14 protein-coding genes and 1 tRNA gene are annotated in these 14,176 nt (G+C 53.4%); 8 read left to right on the forward strand and 7 right to left on the reverse strand.

Going from position 1 to position 14,176, the window contains the following annotated elements; genetic code table 11:
• Positions 1-105 precede the first annotated feature (105 nt).
• A complete protein-coding gene (locus tag ACGHP1_RS01010; protein ID WP_390507261.1) occupies positions 106-1,476 on the forward strand; it encodes an MATE family efflux transporter in 1,371 nt (456 codons plus the stop codon).
• 131 nt (positions 1,477-1,607) lie between these two features.
• On the opposite strand, the gene ACGHP1_RS01015 is transcribed toward ACGHP1_RS01010, so the two are convergent.
• From ACGHP1_RS01015 to ACGHP1_RS01030, 4 genes are all read right to left on the reverse strand, one after another.
• Positions 1,608-2,243, reverse strand: coding sequence for a phosphoribosyltransferase (locus tag ACGHP1_RS01015; protein WP_118527625.1), 636 nt, complete (start codon positions 2,241-2,243; stop codon positions 1,608-1,610).
• A 246-nt stretch (positions 2,244-2,489) separates the two neighbouring features.
• The gene (locus ACGHP1_RS01020; protein ID WP_390507263.1) at positions 2,490-3,041 is read right to left on the reverse strand and encodes a twin-arginine translocation signal domain-containing protein; all 552 of its coding nucleotides are present in this window, start codon (positions 3,039-3,041) and stop codon (positions 2,490-2,492) included.
• Positions 3,042-3,204: 163 nt separating this feature from the next.
• A complete protein-coding gene (locus ACGHP1_RS01025) occupies positions 3,205-3,819 on the reverse strand; it encodes a twin-arginine translocation signal domain-containing protein (RefSeq protein ID WP_005943633.1) in 615 nt (204 codons plus the stop codon).
• A gap of 122 nt (positions 3,820-3,941) precedes the next feature.
• Positions 3,942-4,637 (reverse strand): helix-turn-helix domain-containing protein, encoded by a 696-nt coding sequence (locus ACGHP1_RS01030; RefSeq protein WP_005943631.1) that lies wholly within the window; start codon positions 4,635-4,637, stop codon positions 3,942-3,944.
• 339 nt (positions 4,638-4,976) lie between these two features.
• Between ACGHP1_RS01030 and ACGHP1_RS01035 the strand changes: the two genes are divergently transcribed.
• Both ACGHP1_RS01035 and ACGHP1_RS01040 read left to right on the forward strand, forming a co-directional pair.
• Positions 4,977-5,651 carry a histidine phosphatase family protein gene (locus ACGHP1_RS01035; protein WP_005943629.1) on the forward strand — a complete coding sequence of 225 codons (675 nt, stop codon included), beginning with the start codon at positions 4,977-4,979 and terminating at the stop codon, positions 5,649-5,651.
• 89 nt (positions 5,652-5,740) lie between these two features.
• Positions 5,741-6,346, forward strand: coding sequence for a Tat pathway signal sequence (locus ACGHP1_RS01040; protein ID WP_097774587.1), 606 nt, complete (start codon positions 5,741-5,743; stop codon positions 6,344-6,346).
• Between the two features lie 271 nt (positions 6,347-6,617).
• On the opposite strand, the gene ACGHP1_RS01045 is transcribed toward ACGHP1_RS01040, so the two are convergent.
• Both ACGHP1_RS01045 and ACGHP1_RS01050 read right to left on the reverse strand, forming a co-directional pair.
• Positions 6,618-7,709, reverse strand: coding sequence for a DUF3048 C-terminal domain-containing protein (locus ACGHP1_RS01045; protein WP_390507266.1), 1,092 nt, complete (start codon positions 7,707-7,709; stop codon positions 6,618-6,620).
• 12 nt (positions 7,710-7,721) lie between these two features.
• The gene (locus ACGHP1_RS01050; RefSeq protein WP_390507268.1) at positions 7,722-8,945 is read right to left on the reverse strand and encodes a DUF3048 domain-containing protein; all 1,224 of its coding nucleotides are present in this window, start codon (positions 8,943-8,945) and stop codon (positions 7,722-7,724) included.
• 352 nt (positions 8,946-9,297) lie between these two features.
• Between ACGHP1_RS01050 and ACGHP1_RS01055 the strand changes: the two genes are divergently transcribed.
• A tRNA-Lys gene (locus tag ACGHP1_RS01055) sits at positions 9,298-9,373 on the forward strand.
• Between the two features lie 141 nt (positions 9,374-9,514).
• Here ACGHP1_RS01055 and ACGHP1_RS01060 read toward each other — a convergent pair.
• Positions 9,515-9,733 (reverse strand): hypothetical protein, encoded by a 219-nt coding sequence (locus ACGHP1_RS01060; RefSeq protein ID WP_242961842.1) that lies wholly within the window; start codon positions 9,731-9,733, stop codon positions 9,515-9,517.
• 284 nt (positions 9,734-10,017) lie between these two features.
• On the opposite strand from ACGHP1_RS01060, the gene ACGHP1_RS01065 reads away from it, so the two are divergent.
• From ACGHP1_RS01065 to ACGHP1_RS01080, 4 genes are read left to right on the forward strand one after another with little or no spacing between them, the layout of a single operon-like run.
• Entirely contained in the window at positions 10,018-11,550 is a 1,533-nt protein-coding gene (locus tag ACGHP1_RS01065) for an N-6 DNA methylase (protein WP_390507270.1), read from the forward strand.
• Entirely contained in the window at positions 11,550-12,713 is a 1,164-nt protein-coding gene (locus ACGHP1_RS01070; protein ID WP_390507272.1) for a restriction endonuclease subunit S, read from the forward strand. Before ACGHP1_RS01065 ends, ACGHP1_RS01070 begins: the two co-directional genes overlap by 1 nt.
• A 7-nt stretch (positions 12,714-12,720) precedes the next feature.
• Complete coding sequence (locus tag ACGHP1_RS01075; protein WP_390507274.1) at positions 12,721-13,377, forward strand: hypothetical protein; 657 nt, start codon at positions 12,721-12,723, stop codon at positions 13,375-13,377.
• A 25-nt stretch (positions 13,378-13,402) separates the two neighbouring features.
• Positions 13,403-14,176, forward strand: a complete 774-nt coding sequence (locus ACGHP1_RS01080; RefSeq protein WP_390507276.1) for a hypothetical protein — start codon at positions 13,403-13,405, stop codon at positions 14,174-14,176.

The following is a 14,176-nucleotide window of genomic DNA, read 5'->3' on the forward strand; positions in this document are numbered from 1 at the left end:
TTTCTTTTACGCAGCATAAAAGCTCCCCCCTTCGGGGGAGCTGGCGAGCGTCAGCGAGACTGAGAGGGTTGTTTTGCGGTAAAAATAGAACTTTGGAGGAACCCTATGACCCACGCGCAGCCCCAAAAGAAAAGCGTCTTCAACATGAACGTAGACCTGATGCACGGGCCTATTTTAAAAAGCCTGCTGCTGTTCATGCTGCCCATTCTGGTTTCCAACCTGTTCCAGCAGCTCTACAACACGGTGGATACCATGATCGTGGGCAATGTGCTGGGCGATACAGCCCTTGCCGCCATTGGCTCCTGCGGCTCGATCTACGAGCTTTTAGTCGGCTTTGGCATTGGTATCGGAAATGGCCTTGCCATCGTTGCAGCGCGCTCCTACGGCGCGCAGGACGAAGACCTGCTCAAGCGCACGGTGGTGGGGTCGGTCGTCATTGGCCTGATCGCCTCGCTGGTCATTACAACGGCAGGCTTTTTCGGCCTGCATGCCCTGCTGCAGCTGCTGGATACCCCGGCAGAAATTCTGGAAGATGCCTACAGCTACATCATCGTGATCGACCTTGGCGTTGTGGTCATGTTTATGTATAACCTGTGCGCAGGCCTGCTGCGCGCCATTGGCAACAGCGTGATGCCGCTGGTGTTCCTGCTCATCAGCTCGGTGCTGAACGTGGGGCTGGACCTGTGGTTCATTGCCGGGGTTGGCATGGGCGTGCGGGGCGCAGCGGTGGCAACGGTCATTGCACAGGGCATCTCGGTGGTGCTGTGCGTTCTGTACGTGCTGGCAAGGGTGTGCATCCTCATCCCGGAGAAAAAGCATTTCGCCGTGGGCAGTCATCTCTACTGGGAGCTGTTCAGCCAGAGCATCTCCATGGGCCTGATGAGCAGCATCGTGTCTGCGGGTTCGGTGGTGCTGCAGTACGGCATCAACGGGCTTGGCACCCTGACCATTGCGGGGCACACCGCTGCCCGCAAGCTGTTTGCCTTTACGGAGATGCCGCTCATCTCCATGGCGAACGCCGGTTCCACCTTCGTTTCCCAGAACCGCGGCGCAAACCAGCCCGACCGTGTGCGCAGGGGAATGCGGCAGATGTATCTGTACTCGGTGGTGGTGATGGTCGCCGCCGTGGTGCTGATGAACTTTGGCGCGGAATGGATGGTGCAGCTGATCTCCGGCTCTTCGGAACCCATCGTGCTGGAAAACGGTGCGCGGTACCTGCTGTGGAACGCACCGTTCTATGCCGTTCTGGGGGTGCTGCTGTGCACCCGCTACGCGCTGCAGAGCCTTGGCCAAAAGGTGCTGCCGCTGTTCTCCAGCGTGATCGAGCTGGTGGGCAAGGTGATCTTTGTGCTGGTGTTCATCCCGAAATTCCAGTACAATGCGGTCATCCTGTGCGAGCCCATCATCTGGTTCTTCATGACGGCATATCTGGTGGCGGTGTACCTGCACGAGCCCTTTGTGTTCCCGAAAAAATAACCCTCTCAGTTATCGCTGTGCGATGCCAGCTCTCCCGAAAGGGAGAACTTTTTGCATTTTACGAGAAGCACAAAGAAAGCTCCCCCTTTCGGGGGAGCTGGATGCGAACAAAGTGAGCAGACTGAAAGGGGTTACAGCGCCGAATAGCCAAAGCTGTTCACCAGCGCATCGATGTGCTGGCCGGCCTTGCACAGGGGGCAGTCGCGGCTGTCAAAGCTGGCGTAGTCCGGCAGGCTGGCGGGGTCAAAGATGGAGGTGACTTCATAGCCCATGCACTCATGGGTGGTGGCAAAAATAGCGGAAAGGCCTGCCACGGTGCCGCCGTAGTAGTTCACGGCCTCCACAGCGGCCTGCACGGTGTAGCCGGTGGTGATGGAAGCGGCCAGAATGAGCACATGCTTGCCCTTGACCATGGGGGCCAGATTGTCGCGCAGGATGATCTGGCTGCCGGTGGTGTACTCCGGGGTGATCACATAAATGGTCTGGTGGGCGTTCATGTTGGCAAAGCCGTCCTTGGTCAGCTCGTTGGCAAGGCAGGTGCCGATCACCTGCGTGCCGTCCAGACAGAGCACGGTGTCCACAATGGTGCTGTGCTGGTAAGCGGCCACCAGCTCCTTTGCCACGGCCTTGGCCTCGGAAAGGCGGGACTTCTGGGTGGTGACATCGATGTAATAGTTGATATGGCTGTGGCTGGTAGCAAAGTGGCCCTTTGCTACGCGCAGGAACAGGTTACTTTTTTTGGTGGGAAGCTTTACCATATTGATCATCGAAACAGCACTCCTTTTCAGGTTTTCCGGGTTGCCCCTCAAATACAAAAAGCACCGCATCGCTGCGATGCTCCTGCACATTTTTATAACCCTATTGTACCGGAAAAGAAACCTGTGCACAAGGCATAAATCCACTAAAAAACTTTGTACATTTTACATGATATCGCCCAAAACTTGGATACAAATGGCCCGCATACGCAAAAAGACCCGCACCCTGCGGGTGCGGGCCTTAGACATAATATAAAATCAAGCGGTAGGGATACTATCCTTGATGGCATCGGTGATATCCCAAGTGCCGTAGATATCATTGTAGGAATCATTGGGTTCACCAGTAGCGGCATGCTTGGGAGTATACAGCACAGCTACTTTGGTAGCGCCGGAGAGATCCAGATTGAGAGTCAGAGTGGCCTCGGTGACGCTGTCCTTGCTAGCTTTGGGGTTAGCGGTATCGCCCAGACTGGGCTTAGGAGAGGTATTATAATAATAGTGCTTCGTGCCCTCAGCAGTCGTAACATCGACCTGGAAATGGCTGTCAGTAATCTCCAGCAGTTCGATCTTGGTGACGATCTTGAAGTTGCAGGTCAGGGTCTTGGTATTAGGATCATAACGCGGTTCTTTGCCAGCACTGTTCAGCACAGTGGCTTCACAGATGCCGTCGCCCGGCTTCAGGGTGTCACCGGCCTTGCCGACAGGACAGTTCGGGTTGGAGCAGCCGGTCAGCATGCCGGAACCTGCAATGGCAACAGCGGTAAGAGCGGTATATTTCATAAAGTCACGGCGGGAGAATGTATAGGACATGTTCGTTCCTCCTTTAAAAAGCAGATCAGTACGGCATTGCGGCATTACCTATAAGATAGGCGAAACCGGGCCGGATGTCAATGCCTTTTGGCAAAATAAAATGATGAAATTTTGAGCTGTGACGTTGTTTTGCGACGAAATTTCGTCCTGTGCGGGCCGCGTATCAGGCGCGGGTCACGTCTGCAGCGGTCATGACGAAGGTCATGGTCTTATCCGCTGCAAAGGTGGGCATGTAAGTAACGCTCAGCTGCTGCCAGCCCTTGGGGACCATCAGCATCAGCTGCAGATAGCCGGTACCCTGCGGGGGCAGATTGGTGGAATCCGAGAAGGTCTGAGAGTTGGAGTTGTACAGCGAGATGTTGGCACCGCACTCCACGCTCTGGCCGTCGCAGGAAGCAGAGAAATCGGTAGAAGCTGCTGCCAGTGCGTGGAAGTTTGCATCCACGTTCTCCTGCGGGGGCACGGGATAAGCAGCATTGATCTCGGCCAGATTCTGTGCGCCGATGTTGAAGGTCTGGTTCTTGGTGCGGTTGACCACGGTGACCAGAACAGCAATGTATTCGTAACCGGCCTGTGCAGGTGCGGTATCAATGTTGAACAGGCTGGTCAGCTGAACGCCAAGGCCGTTCCAGTTGCTGACCTTATCACCGACCTTGACATCCACGATGGTGGCGCTGCCATTCTGCTGGCAGCCGCCCAGCAGGCTTGCTGCGCCCAGAGCAGCAACGGATGCGCCGGTGCACTTGAGGAAGGTACGGCGGGAAATGGAGTTGGACATAAAATAAATCCTCCTTTTGATAGGAAAAACCGTATTCCAGAATGTTCTATTCTGTTTATACCCTTTCTGCCCGAAAGATGCAAGGGTTTTGGGGCTGAATTTACAGCTTTTTCACAGGAATATCACCCTTCGTGGGTAAGGCCCTTCACATGTGTTTCGCTGGTTTTGACCAGATTTAACAGGCTGGGCGTATAAAGCGGGAACTCGCGGGTCAGGCTTTCCGTGGTCATGGTCAGGCAGGCCGGGTCCTTTACGCCCTCGCCGCCGTTCACATCCTGTCCGTCCAGCAGGGCTTCCACGTTGGCTTCGGACATGCGCATCACGGCATCGGAGCAGCCGCGCCAGCGGATGGGATCGATGCTGAACATACTGGCGGCGTTGTGGGGCTCGGCCGAGTACAGCAGGCGGAACATTTTGGCTACGGCCATCATCAGGTAGGCGCTTACCTCGGTGGTAAGGGCCTTGCTGTGGCACTGGCCGATCTTGGCGTACAGCACGTTCAGGCCGTTGGAGATCAGCTTTTTGTTCATGGTGGGCAGCACGCTGCCGTGGTAGATGTTGTCCTTCATCTTGTCCGGGTTCGGAAGGTCTTCTGCCGAGAGCATCATGCCGTTGCGCTCTGCACTGCGGCCCAGAAGATAATCGCAGGAAACATTATAGTAGTCTGCCACGCGCACCACAAAGTCCAGGCCGCATTCGCGGATGCCTTTTTCGTAGTGGGACAGCAGCGCCTGCGAGACGCCAAGATCCTCGGCGGCCTGCTTCTGGGTGATGCCGCGTTCCTTGCGCAGCAGCTTGATGATACGGTTGAATTCCATGATTTTTGGCTCCTCAAAGTTCGATGTAAGGGGACATCCTTGTTTTTGGTTTACAGCAGGTTGATTATACACAACGGAAAACCTTTTGTAAAGCAAGAAAAGTGACGATATTTTTCGTTGATTTTCGTCATTTTTGTCAAAAGACTTGCTCTGGACACCATATCTATGCTAAACTATAGGTATTAACGCATACATTTTGTGGCGTGCGCGGGGCCGTAGCTGCCGCCAAAGAGCAAAAAATCTGGCAGACGACACGTTTTTCTGCCAGATTTTTTCTCCGCAGCGGGTTTTGCCGCCCGTTCCCGTGCCGCCGCACAGCGATAAAGAGAGGCACTATCCATGAAAACGTTCAAGCTTCATCTCATCCGCCACGGCATGACTGCAGGCAACCTGCAGGGCCTGTACATCGGCAGCGGCACCGACATCCCTCTGTGCGACGAGGGCCGCGCTCAGCTCAATGAGCTGAAAGAGCGGTTCGAGTATCCGCAGGTGGATACCGTGTTCTCCTCCCCGCTGCTGCGCGCGGTGGAAACAGCCAACATCCTGTTCCCGGATGCAAAGCACACCTTTACCGTGCACGACCTGCGGGAGGCCGGCTTTGGCAAGTTTGAGAACAAGCCGGTCAAGGAGCTGGTGCACGACGAGGACTTTAAAAAGTGGATCACCCCCGGCTCCGGCTATGTGCCCGAAGGCGCAGAGCCTACCGACCAGTTCCACGCCCGCTGCGCCGAAAGCCTGATGAAGCTGTTTGAGTATATGATCCGCATGGATGTGACCGAAGCAGCCTGTGTGACCCATGGCGGCGTGATCATGAGCATGCTCAGCCAGCGCGCCGTGCCCACCCGCCGCCCGGAGCAGTGGATGGCAGACCCCGGCTGCGGCTACACCGTGCAGACCGATGTGCAGCTGTGGATGCGGGACCGTCTGGTGGAAGCCATCGACATCGTGCCCTTTGGCTATGCCGATACCCTGCGCGGTCAGGCTGAGACCGAGGAGAACGAAGCCTTTGAATAAGGATTCGGTTACAGTTTCGGCCCATCCCTTGACAGAAGCGGCGCAATCCTTTATTGTATAAGGGAACGATTATTTTAGGAGGAAGTTCCATGTCCCAGTCCATTTCCCGCCGGTCATTCCTGAAATGTGCCGGCTCCGGTGCGGTCAGCCTTGCGGCAGCGCTGCTCACCGGCGTACCTGCAGCGGCACAGCAGCCGCGTCTTGCAGGCGAACCTGCCCTGCTGGACGGCAAAGCTGCCGTGGAGCTGCTGGGCTATGCCCCTGCGCAGGAAATGGGCAATGTGCTGGTGTACCTCTCGGTGGAAAACCTCTCCGCATCCACCCTGCCGGTGGGCGCAAGCTATCTGCAGAGCCGTGAGGTGTGCACGCTTGGCGACCTGTACAGTATGGGCACCGGCGTTACCGCTGTATGCGATGGCAAGCCGGTGCGCTGCGGCAGCTTTGCTGCGCCGCTCTACGGCGAGAACGCGGCGGATGCTTCGGTGTTCACCCTGAACCTGACGGCAGGCCGCGGCGCGCTGCTGCACTGCTTCTGCGCAGTGCCGGACAACTGGCAGACGCTGGAGCTGACCTATCACCCGGATTTCGCGGCGGGCCGCAGCGTGACCTTTACGGTCAACCGCAGCACTGACCACGCTGTGCTGGGCGTGGTGCCCACCTCTCCTGCCGAGGTCGGCAGCGTGGTGGATCTGTAACTCCTTCAGTCTCGCATACGCTCGACAGCTCCCTCGGAGAGGGAGCCTCTGGCGAAAAGGAAAACTTGGCCGTATTGCCAAAGCCTCCCTCCATGAGAAAGACTTCCCCCGGCCGAGACAGATTCTCCCCGCGCCGGGGAGAAATGTCACCGCAGGTGACAAAGAGAGGAGCAGTGGCATCGCGTCAGCGATGACGGAAGGAGTTCCTGAACGTAATAAAAGACCATCTGAGATGCAGTTAAAAATGCCTCAGATGGTCTTTTTTGTTTTGTCAATTCAGCACATTCTGCCCGGCGGAATCCAATACCGTCAGCTCCTGCCCGGTCACGCTGGAGACCAGCGCAATGTAGCTGCGTCCGGTGCGGATGGTCAGCGGCCTGCCGTCGGCATCGTAAAAGGCAAAGGTGGAGTCTGTGCCCTGCGTCCATGTGATGTGCCACAGCTGGCTGCCGTTCAGCCAGACACCGCCGCCAAGGGACAGGTCGTAGTCCAGCGTGGTGCCGTCGTCCCGCAGGCTGGAAGCGGAGTAAAGGACCAGCAGATTGTCGAATTGCGCCTGCGCGCCGGTGTTGGCATCCAGCTGGGCGGTGCCGTCGGCACGGAGCATCCCGTAGGTGCCGCTGGCCGCATCGTAGGCAAAACCGGTGGTGCATTGGGGCGCAAAGTTGATCTGCACCTGTTCGGCATCCCGGGAACCGGGCTCCGGCAGGCGGGGCTCTTTGGCCTGCGGCAGCAGGGCGGGCAGAGCGGAAATGGCAGAGCTGTCCTCGGCAGTGCTGGCCGAGGAGGAAGCACTGCTGCCGTGGTCGCCCAATGCGCCGGAAAGGTTCAGGCTGCCCAGCACGGAAGCGACCTCCCCGCCGCTGGTATGCCACAGCGGCGCGCCGCTCCAGACATCATCGCAGGAAAAGGCGTTGCGGCCCACTTCCAGCGCGTCCACGGCCCGCAGGTTATAATAATCCAGATAGTTGCGGGCAAACTGCCCTGCACCCCGCTGGATGGGCAGTACTTCCTGCCCGCTGAGCAGCCGCCAGTAAAGGTCCTGCCCAAGGGTCACTGGGCCGACGGTTGGCATAGCCGATACCGAAGGATAAGCCAAGCACAGGCTGGTGGGCTGGCCGCTCTCGGTCAGGGCTTCCAGCACCACCGATGCGCTGCCAATGCCCCACTGTGTGGTGCTGGAAGCGGCGTTGTCGATCACCACGGCGGCGGTGCGTTCGCCGGGATACTGTAGCTCCTGCCCGGTCAGCGGGTCGGTGGGCGCTGCACTGTCCGGGGCAGTGGGGCCGGACAGCGCACACCCGCACAGCAGGGCTGTGCACAGCACCGCCGTGCCAAGGGCCAGATTCCAGATGCGTTTCATGCGGTTCCCTCGTTACTGATAGCTGAAGTTGGACCACTCGTCGTCGTCCACGATGGCAAGATAGGTCTTGCCGCGGTTGAAAAGCATCTGCGCACCGGTCTTGTCGTAGACCAGCAGCGGATGCTCAGGCGAAGCCTTTTCCCAGCGGCCATGCTGTACAGCGCCGCGGCTGAAATAATAGGCATCGCCGCCGGAGATGTAGCTTACCTGCTGCACATCGCCGGAGTCGCCGGAATAGCGCTCGATGGGAGCAAAGCAGACCAGCAGATTGTCAAAGCTCAGCTGCTTTGCGTTCAGCTCGTCCACGGTGTTTTCAAACTTGCCGGAGATGCGGCTGTACATCTGCATTTTATAGGTGCGGGACTGCGGATCATAGCGGAAGCTGGTCTTGTAGTGGTCCGAGTGGGTGATGCTGACCGTCCTGCCGGATGCTGCACCCTGCATGGCATTCTCCTCGCCGGTGCGGTAGTCCGCAAAGCGGAAGAAGGTGGCGTCGTAATCGTATTTCAGGCCGATGCCCGCGTTGGAAGCGGCCTGCCGGATCTCCTTGCCGGAGGTGAACTCGGTGTGTTCATAGGCCACATCCCGGCCCCGGCTGTCGCGGTGAGCCACATGCGGATGGGTGGGAGTATTAAAGTAGCTCTTGCCGCCGATGTTCAGGCCGGAATAGTTGTATACGTTGATGAATTTGGTGCAGGCGGCGCTCTCACCGTCGTGGTAGTACAGCGCCTGATAGGGCATCAGCAGCTGCAGGAACTGGTCGCGGCCAGAGCGCAGCGGGCCGATCTCCGGGATGGAGTCGGCATCGTGGAACACCGCGCAGAAGCGGGTGATGCTGCCCTCCACCTTGCACTCGATCAGCAGATCGGCAGAGGAAAGGCCGCGCTGCGGACGGGCGTTCTGACGGGAGGTGTTGGAGATGTTGTTCACCATCACGCCCACGATACGGCCATTGCTGCGCTTGGCCTCACCGGTCAGCGGGTCGGCATCGTAAGCGGGCAGTGCGGCAAGACTGGCAGCGGGCTGCTCGCTTGCTGCCAGCGAGGAAGCAGCCATGTCCTCCGAGGATGCAGCAGAAGAAGCTGCGCCGGAAGAACTGATGCCCAGTGTCTGCTGGAGCCAGCTGGAAAAATTGCTGCCCAGAATGGCACTGCCGGAAGCACTGCAGCTGGAAAGCGCCAGCGAAGCGGCAGCGGCACCGGTCAGGCGAAGAACAGTACGGCGAGTGATCTTCATAGGAAAAACCTCCTGCAAAAAACGTATCGGCGCGGCCCGGCAGAATGCCAAAGCCGGGAAAAAGTTTGCGGGTGCAGCGCGGCGGGGCGCACACTGCTGGGCAGTAAAACGCAGCGCACTGCAGACGGATTTGATTTGATTGTAACGATTCTTGCCGGGTTTGTAAAGAGGAAGTTATCGGGATGAAGCCCCTTCCGCTGCCGACACCGGAGCATCTTCGATCTGCTGCGCGGATGAAAAGCGGAAGCCCACACCGATGCAGGAGATTTTTGCGCCTTTTTGCCCGGGAACCCTTGCATTTTTGCGCAAGTTGTGGTAATATTATTCGGCAGTATGTTCACTGCGGAAATATGCGCTCGTAGCTCAGCCGGTAGAGCATCTGACTTTTAATCAGAGGGCCAGGGATTCGAGTTCCCTCGAGCGCACCAAAATCCCACGAAGAATCGTAAGATTCCTCGTGGGATTTTCTTTTTGTACGCCAGTTGCACGGTCTCTGCACGGTCCGCATTTTTCGTGTCAGATGGAGTAAGTCTGTGAATTACTCTGCAATTCGTGCTATTTTTTGCAATTCAGGTCAGCAGAGCCAAGCGGAGCTGTGCTTTTACGGCAGGGTCTGCGTCCTTCAGAAGCTCCAAAAGTGCCGACACGGAGATGGCCGGTTCTGCTTCAACCGGGGCAGCCTGCACAGGTGTTGTTCCCTGTACGGCTTTCACATCACCGCCGGAGATCATCAGTTGGTAAGCAGAGCGCAGGCTGCGCGATGGAATCGCTGAATAGCACAAAAGCATGTTGGAGTCCAGATGTAAAGAAAAAACGGCAAAGCAGGTAAAATTCACTTTACCGTTTTATAGCAATTCAACTTCTTCATGTAACAGCAACAGCGTTGAATTGCATATCGCAAATTGCTGTTTTAACGTTCCACTAATTTCTTGCCTTGCGATCAAGAAAGCACGTCTGCTAAACGCTCTACATTGAAAATATAATCGTACACTGCTATAATAAAATTGTGATATTATCACCAAAAATTCGAGATGCAAAGCGTTTGCGATTGGCAAACATTCAGGAGGAACGCATGGTAACAGGAGCCATTAAAAATAAGGTAGACAAGATCTGGACGGACATCTGGGCAGGCGGCATCACCAATCCGCTGACCGTCATTGAACAGCTGACCTATCTCATGTTCATCCGGTCACTGGACGAGAAAGAGCTTGCCACCGAAGATTTTGAGAACATGGCGGGCGAAAAGATGGAGCATATCTTCCCGGCCAGCGAAGCAGGACAATCTATGCGGTGGAGCCGCTTCAAGGATAAAGATTCCCGCGAGATTTTCCTGACCATGCAGCAGCGGGTGTTCCCTGCCATCAAAAAGATGAAATATGGCCGTCTGCCGGACTTTGACGCAAACGGCGAGCTGGTGGAGATCGCAGACGACCCCACCCGCCCGGATGAGGGCAACACCGCCTTTGCGCGGTACATGGACGATGCCATGTTCCTGATCCCCACGCCGCAGGTGCTGCAAAAGATCATCACTGGGCTGGAGGATCTTTACACCCACGACATTGCCGACCTTGATATGCAGGGCGACCTGTATGAGTATATGCTGGGCAAGCTGGCAACCGCAGGGCAGAACGGCCAGTTCCGCACGCCCAAGCACATCCGCGACATGATGGTGGAACTGGTGCAGCCCACGCCGGACGACTTCATCTGCGACCCCGCCTGCGGCACGGCGGGCTTTCTGGTGTCCAGTGCGCAGTACCTCCGCGCCCACTACGAGGACAGCATGACCCCGGAGCAGTGGCAGCATTTTGCCGGCCCGATGTTCACCGGCTTTGACACGGACCGCACCATGCTGCGCATTTCGGCCATGAACCTGATGCTCCACTCCATCACGAACCCGGAGATCGACTACAAGGACAGCGTGTCGAAGCAAAACTCCATTTGCAGCAAGTACACCGTTTGCCTTGCAAACCCGCCGTTCAAGGGCACCGTGGATGCCGAGAGCATCAACGACGACTTGAAGGCTGTCACCAACACCAAAAAGACGGAGCTTCTGTTCCTTGCGCTCTTCCTGCGGATGCTCAAAACCGGCGGACGCTGCGCCTGCATTGTGCCGGACGGCGTGCTGTTCGGTTCCAGCAAGGCGCACCAGAGCATCCGAAAAGAACTCATTGAAAACCACCAGCTGCGGGCGGTCATTTCCATGCCCTCCGGCGTGTTCAAGCCCTACGCAGGCGTGTCTACGGCGGTGCTGGTGTTTACCAAGACCGGCGCGGGCGGCACCGATAAGGTGTGGTTCTACGATATGAAAGCCGACGGCTTCTCGCTGGACGACAAGCGCACCGAGGTGAAGGAAAACGATATCCCGGACATCATCGCCCGGTTTCAGAACCTTGATGCCGAAACTGACCGCAAGTGCACCGAGCAGAGTTTCTTTGTGCCCAAAGAAGAAATTGCCGCCAACGGGTATGATCTGTCCATCAATAAGTACAAAGAGACCGAGTATGTGCCGGTGGAGTATCCCTCGACTACGGAGATCCTTGCTGACCTGCATGAGCTGGAAATGGAGATCACCAAGGGTCTGGCAGAGCTGGAGGAGATGGTGTGATGGCGAAGTTGGGAGAGGTTTGTACTATTGTATCTGGTTCGACACCAAAAACATCTGTTACGTCCTACTGGGATGGCAACATCAAATGGATAACACCTGCTGAATTGAACGAAGATACTTTTTACATTATGGATTCAGTTCGGCACATTACTGAAGAGGGAAAAGAAAAAACAGGATTGTCTTATCTGCCGACAGGAACAGTCATTTTATCTTCTCGCGCGCCGATTGGCAAAACCGCAATTGCCGGTTGTGAAATGTGTTGCAATCAAGGATTTAAGAACCTTATTTGCTCAGATGCGATTTATAATGAATACCTCTATTTTTTCTTGAAATCAAAAACAGACTATCTCAATTCATTGGGACGTGGTGCGACTTTTAAAGAAATTTCTAAATCCATCGTTGAAAGCATTGAAATCCCGTTACCTGAAGTAAACCAGCAGAAAGAAATTGCAGAAAAATTCAAGAAGTTAGAGCAGTTGATTTCTCTCCGTAAGCAGCAGCTTGCCAAACTGGACGAGCTGGTAAAGGCACGGTTTGTGGAGATGTTTGGAGATCCAGCAGATAATGTAAACAATCTGCCAGCAAGCCCAATGACCGCTATTTGTCAAATCATTGATGGCGACAGAGGGAAAAACTACCCGAAACAAGAAGAGTTTTCAGATAGTGGCTTTTGCTTGTTTTTAAACGCAAAGAATGTCACTGCGCAGGGGTTTTCGTTTGAAAACTGTACATATATAACGGAAGAAAAAGACGCTCTATTGCGTAACGGAAAACTTTGTCGAGGTGATGTCGTTTTAACCACAAGAGGAACAATTGGAAATTTAGCATTTTATGATACAAGTGTTCCTTATGAGAATATTCGAATCAATTCTGGAATGGGCATTCTAAGGATGAATAAACAAGTCGTTTCTGAAATTTTCTTTATTGAGCAATTCAAAATGCAACTTGATTCCATAAAAAGCCGGATTGCAAGCGGGTCTGCACAACCGCAACTTCCAATCTCGACGATGAATAAAATAGAAATGATTTTGCCGCCAATTGAACTTCAAAACCAGTTTGCCGCTTTTGTAGAGCGCGTAAGCCAGCAGAAGCAGACCGTACAGCAGAGCCTTGAAAAGCTGGAATTGATGAAAAAGGCGCTGATGCAGGAATATTTTGGGTGAAATAGGAATGGTGAATTTAGAAACAAGCGGACAAACACAGATGAATAAAATTGAACCGAGGGGGAAAATTATGGAAGTGCCAGGAGAGAGCGTGGTAAACACCATTGTGGAAAAGGTTTCAGATGGTATTATTGCAAAAATGAATATCAATGAAGAACGCAGGAATCGTGAATTTACATATCAGTTGAAAGAGTTGGAATTTTATAAAAGTGGATATGATAAAGAACTTCGCTCTCTTTTTGATTATTGGACAGAACTTGTTTGGCTTGCACAATTTAAAGATAATGGCTGTTTAAGTCAATCGGAAAAGGAAAAATATAATAAACGGTATAATGAACTAATTCACATAGACAAAATTGCCAAAAACAAAATAAACACGATTAAATATGGAGGAAAAGAAACGGGAAGAGTTTTGGCGCTTCAATCAAAATTACAGCAAGAAAAATATAAAGACCAGCCAACGCTGGTTATTGTTTACATGTGGTGCTCTGTTATTGCTGTATTAAAAAAGGAGATTTTGGGACAATTCATTAGTACAACAGATATTATGCAGATACTAATCACAAATTTAGATGATAATATGGAGGAAATAAAAAAGGCAAAAGAGTACATTAAAAAAGTTTATAAGGAAACCTACAAAGAAGAGCCATATTGGACTGAATAATATAACCGAAAAAATAGGATTGCAAATGAAATATCGGGGAAAGCATTATAAATCATCTAGTGAGCGATGGGGTAAATCTATCAAGAGAGCTGAACCTTTTCTTCGGCTGCTTGAAATAGTGGTTATGCTTTATAGTGCAATTGCTATTTCGGGGTATGCAAACCAATTAACAAAAGTACAAGTTGAAATCGCAAGGGCTGATATACAGCCGGATTTTTCCATACAAGAAATAGCATACTCAATTGGCGGAAACGAAGAAGAAGGTTCTACTGTGGCTGTTCAAGTCGAAAATCTGGGTGGGCGGTGTAAAAATGTTTCTGTTAAGGTGTTATGTGGTATAGACTTTTCATATTGTGTGGATCATGATACAAAGTTTACGCCGTTTGAAAAAGTAAGGATATGGGTTCCGCAGTTTTTTTCTTCGTTCATGGAAACGGGTGCGAACGAGGGTCTTATCTTAACTACATTTTCTAAGAATAATCAAAAAGAATACTATGAAGCTGACAGAGAACTTCTATGGGGAAATAGCTATACGGATGTAGGGCTTCTCCAAAGAAATACATATGTTTGGATACAATATGATGATATTCTTAATGAACACCATGATTGTTATTTTCAAGTGAATAGTACCAGCCAAAGAAGTCTAAGTGTAAAAGATGGAAAAACTATCTTTGATGACTATTTTGAACAGTATGATGATCATTTTGAAGAAAAGAAAAACGAAAATGCTAGAGTTTTAATAGATGAGTTGACAGCAGAAAATATCTGTAAAACTGCTGGATTAGAAAAAAGGAGCTGA

The sequence above is a fragment of the Faecalibacterium sp. i21-0019-B1 genome (assembly GCF_042852915.1).
Taxonomy (GTDB): Bacteria; Bacillota; Clostridia; order Oscillospirales; family Ruminococcaceae; genus Faecalibacterium; species Faecalibacterium taiwanense.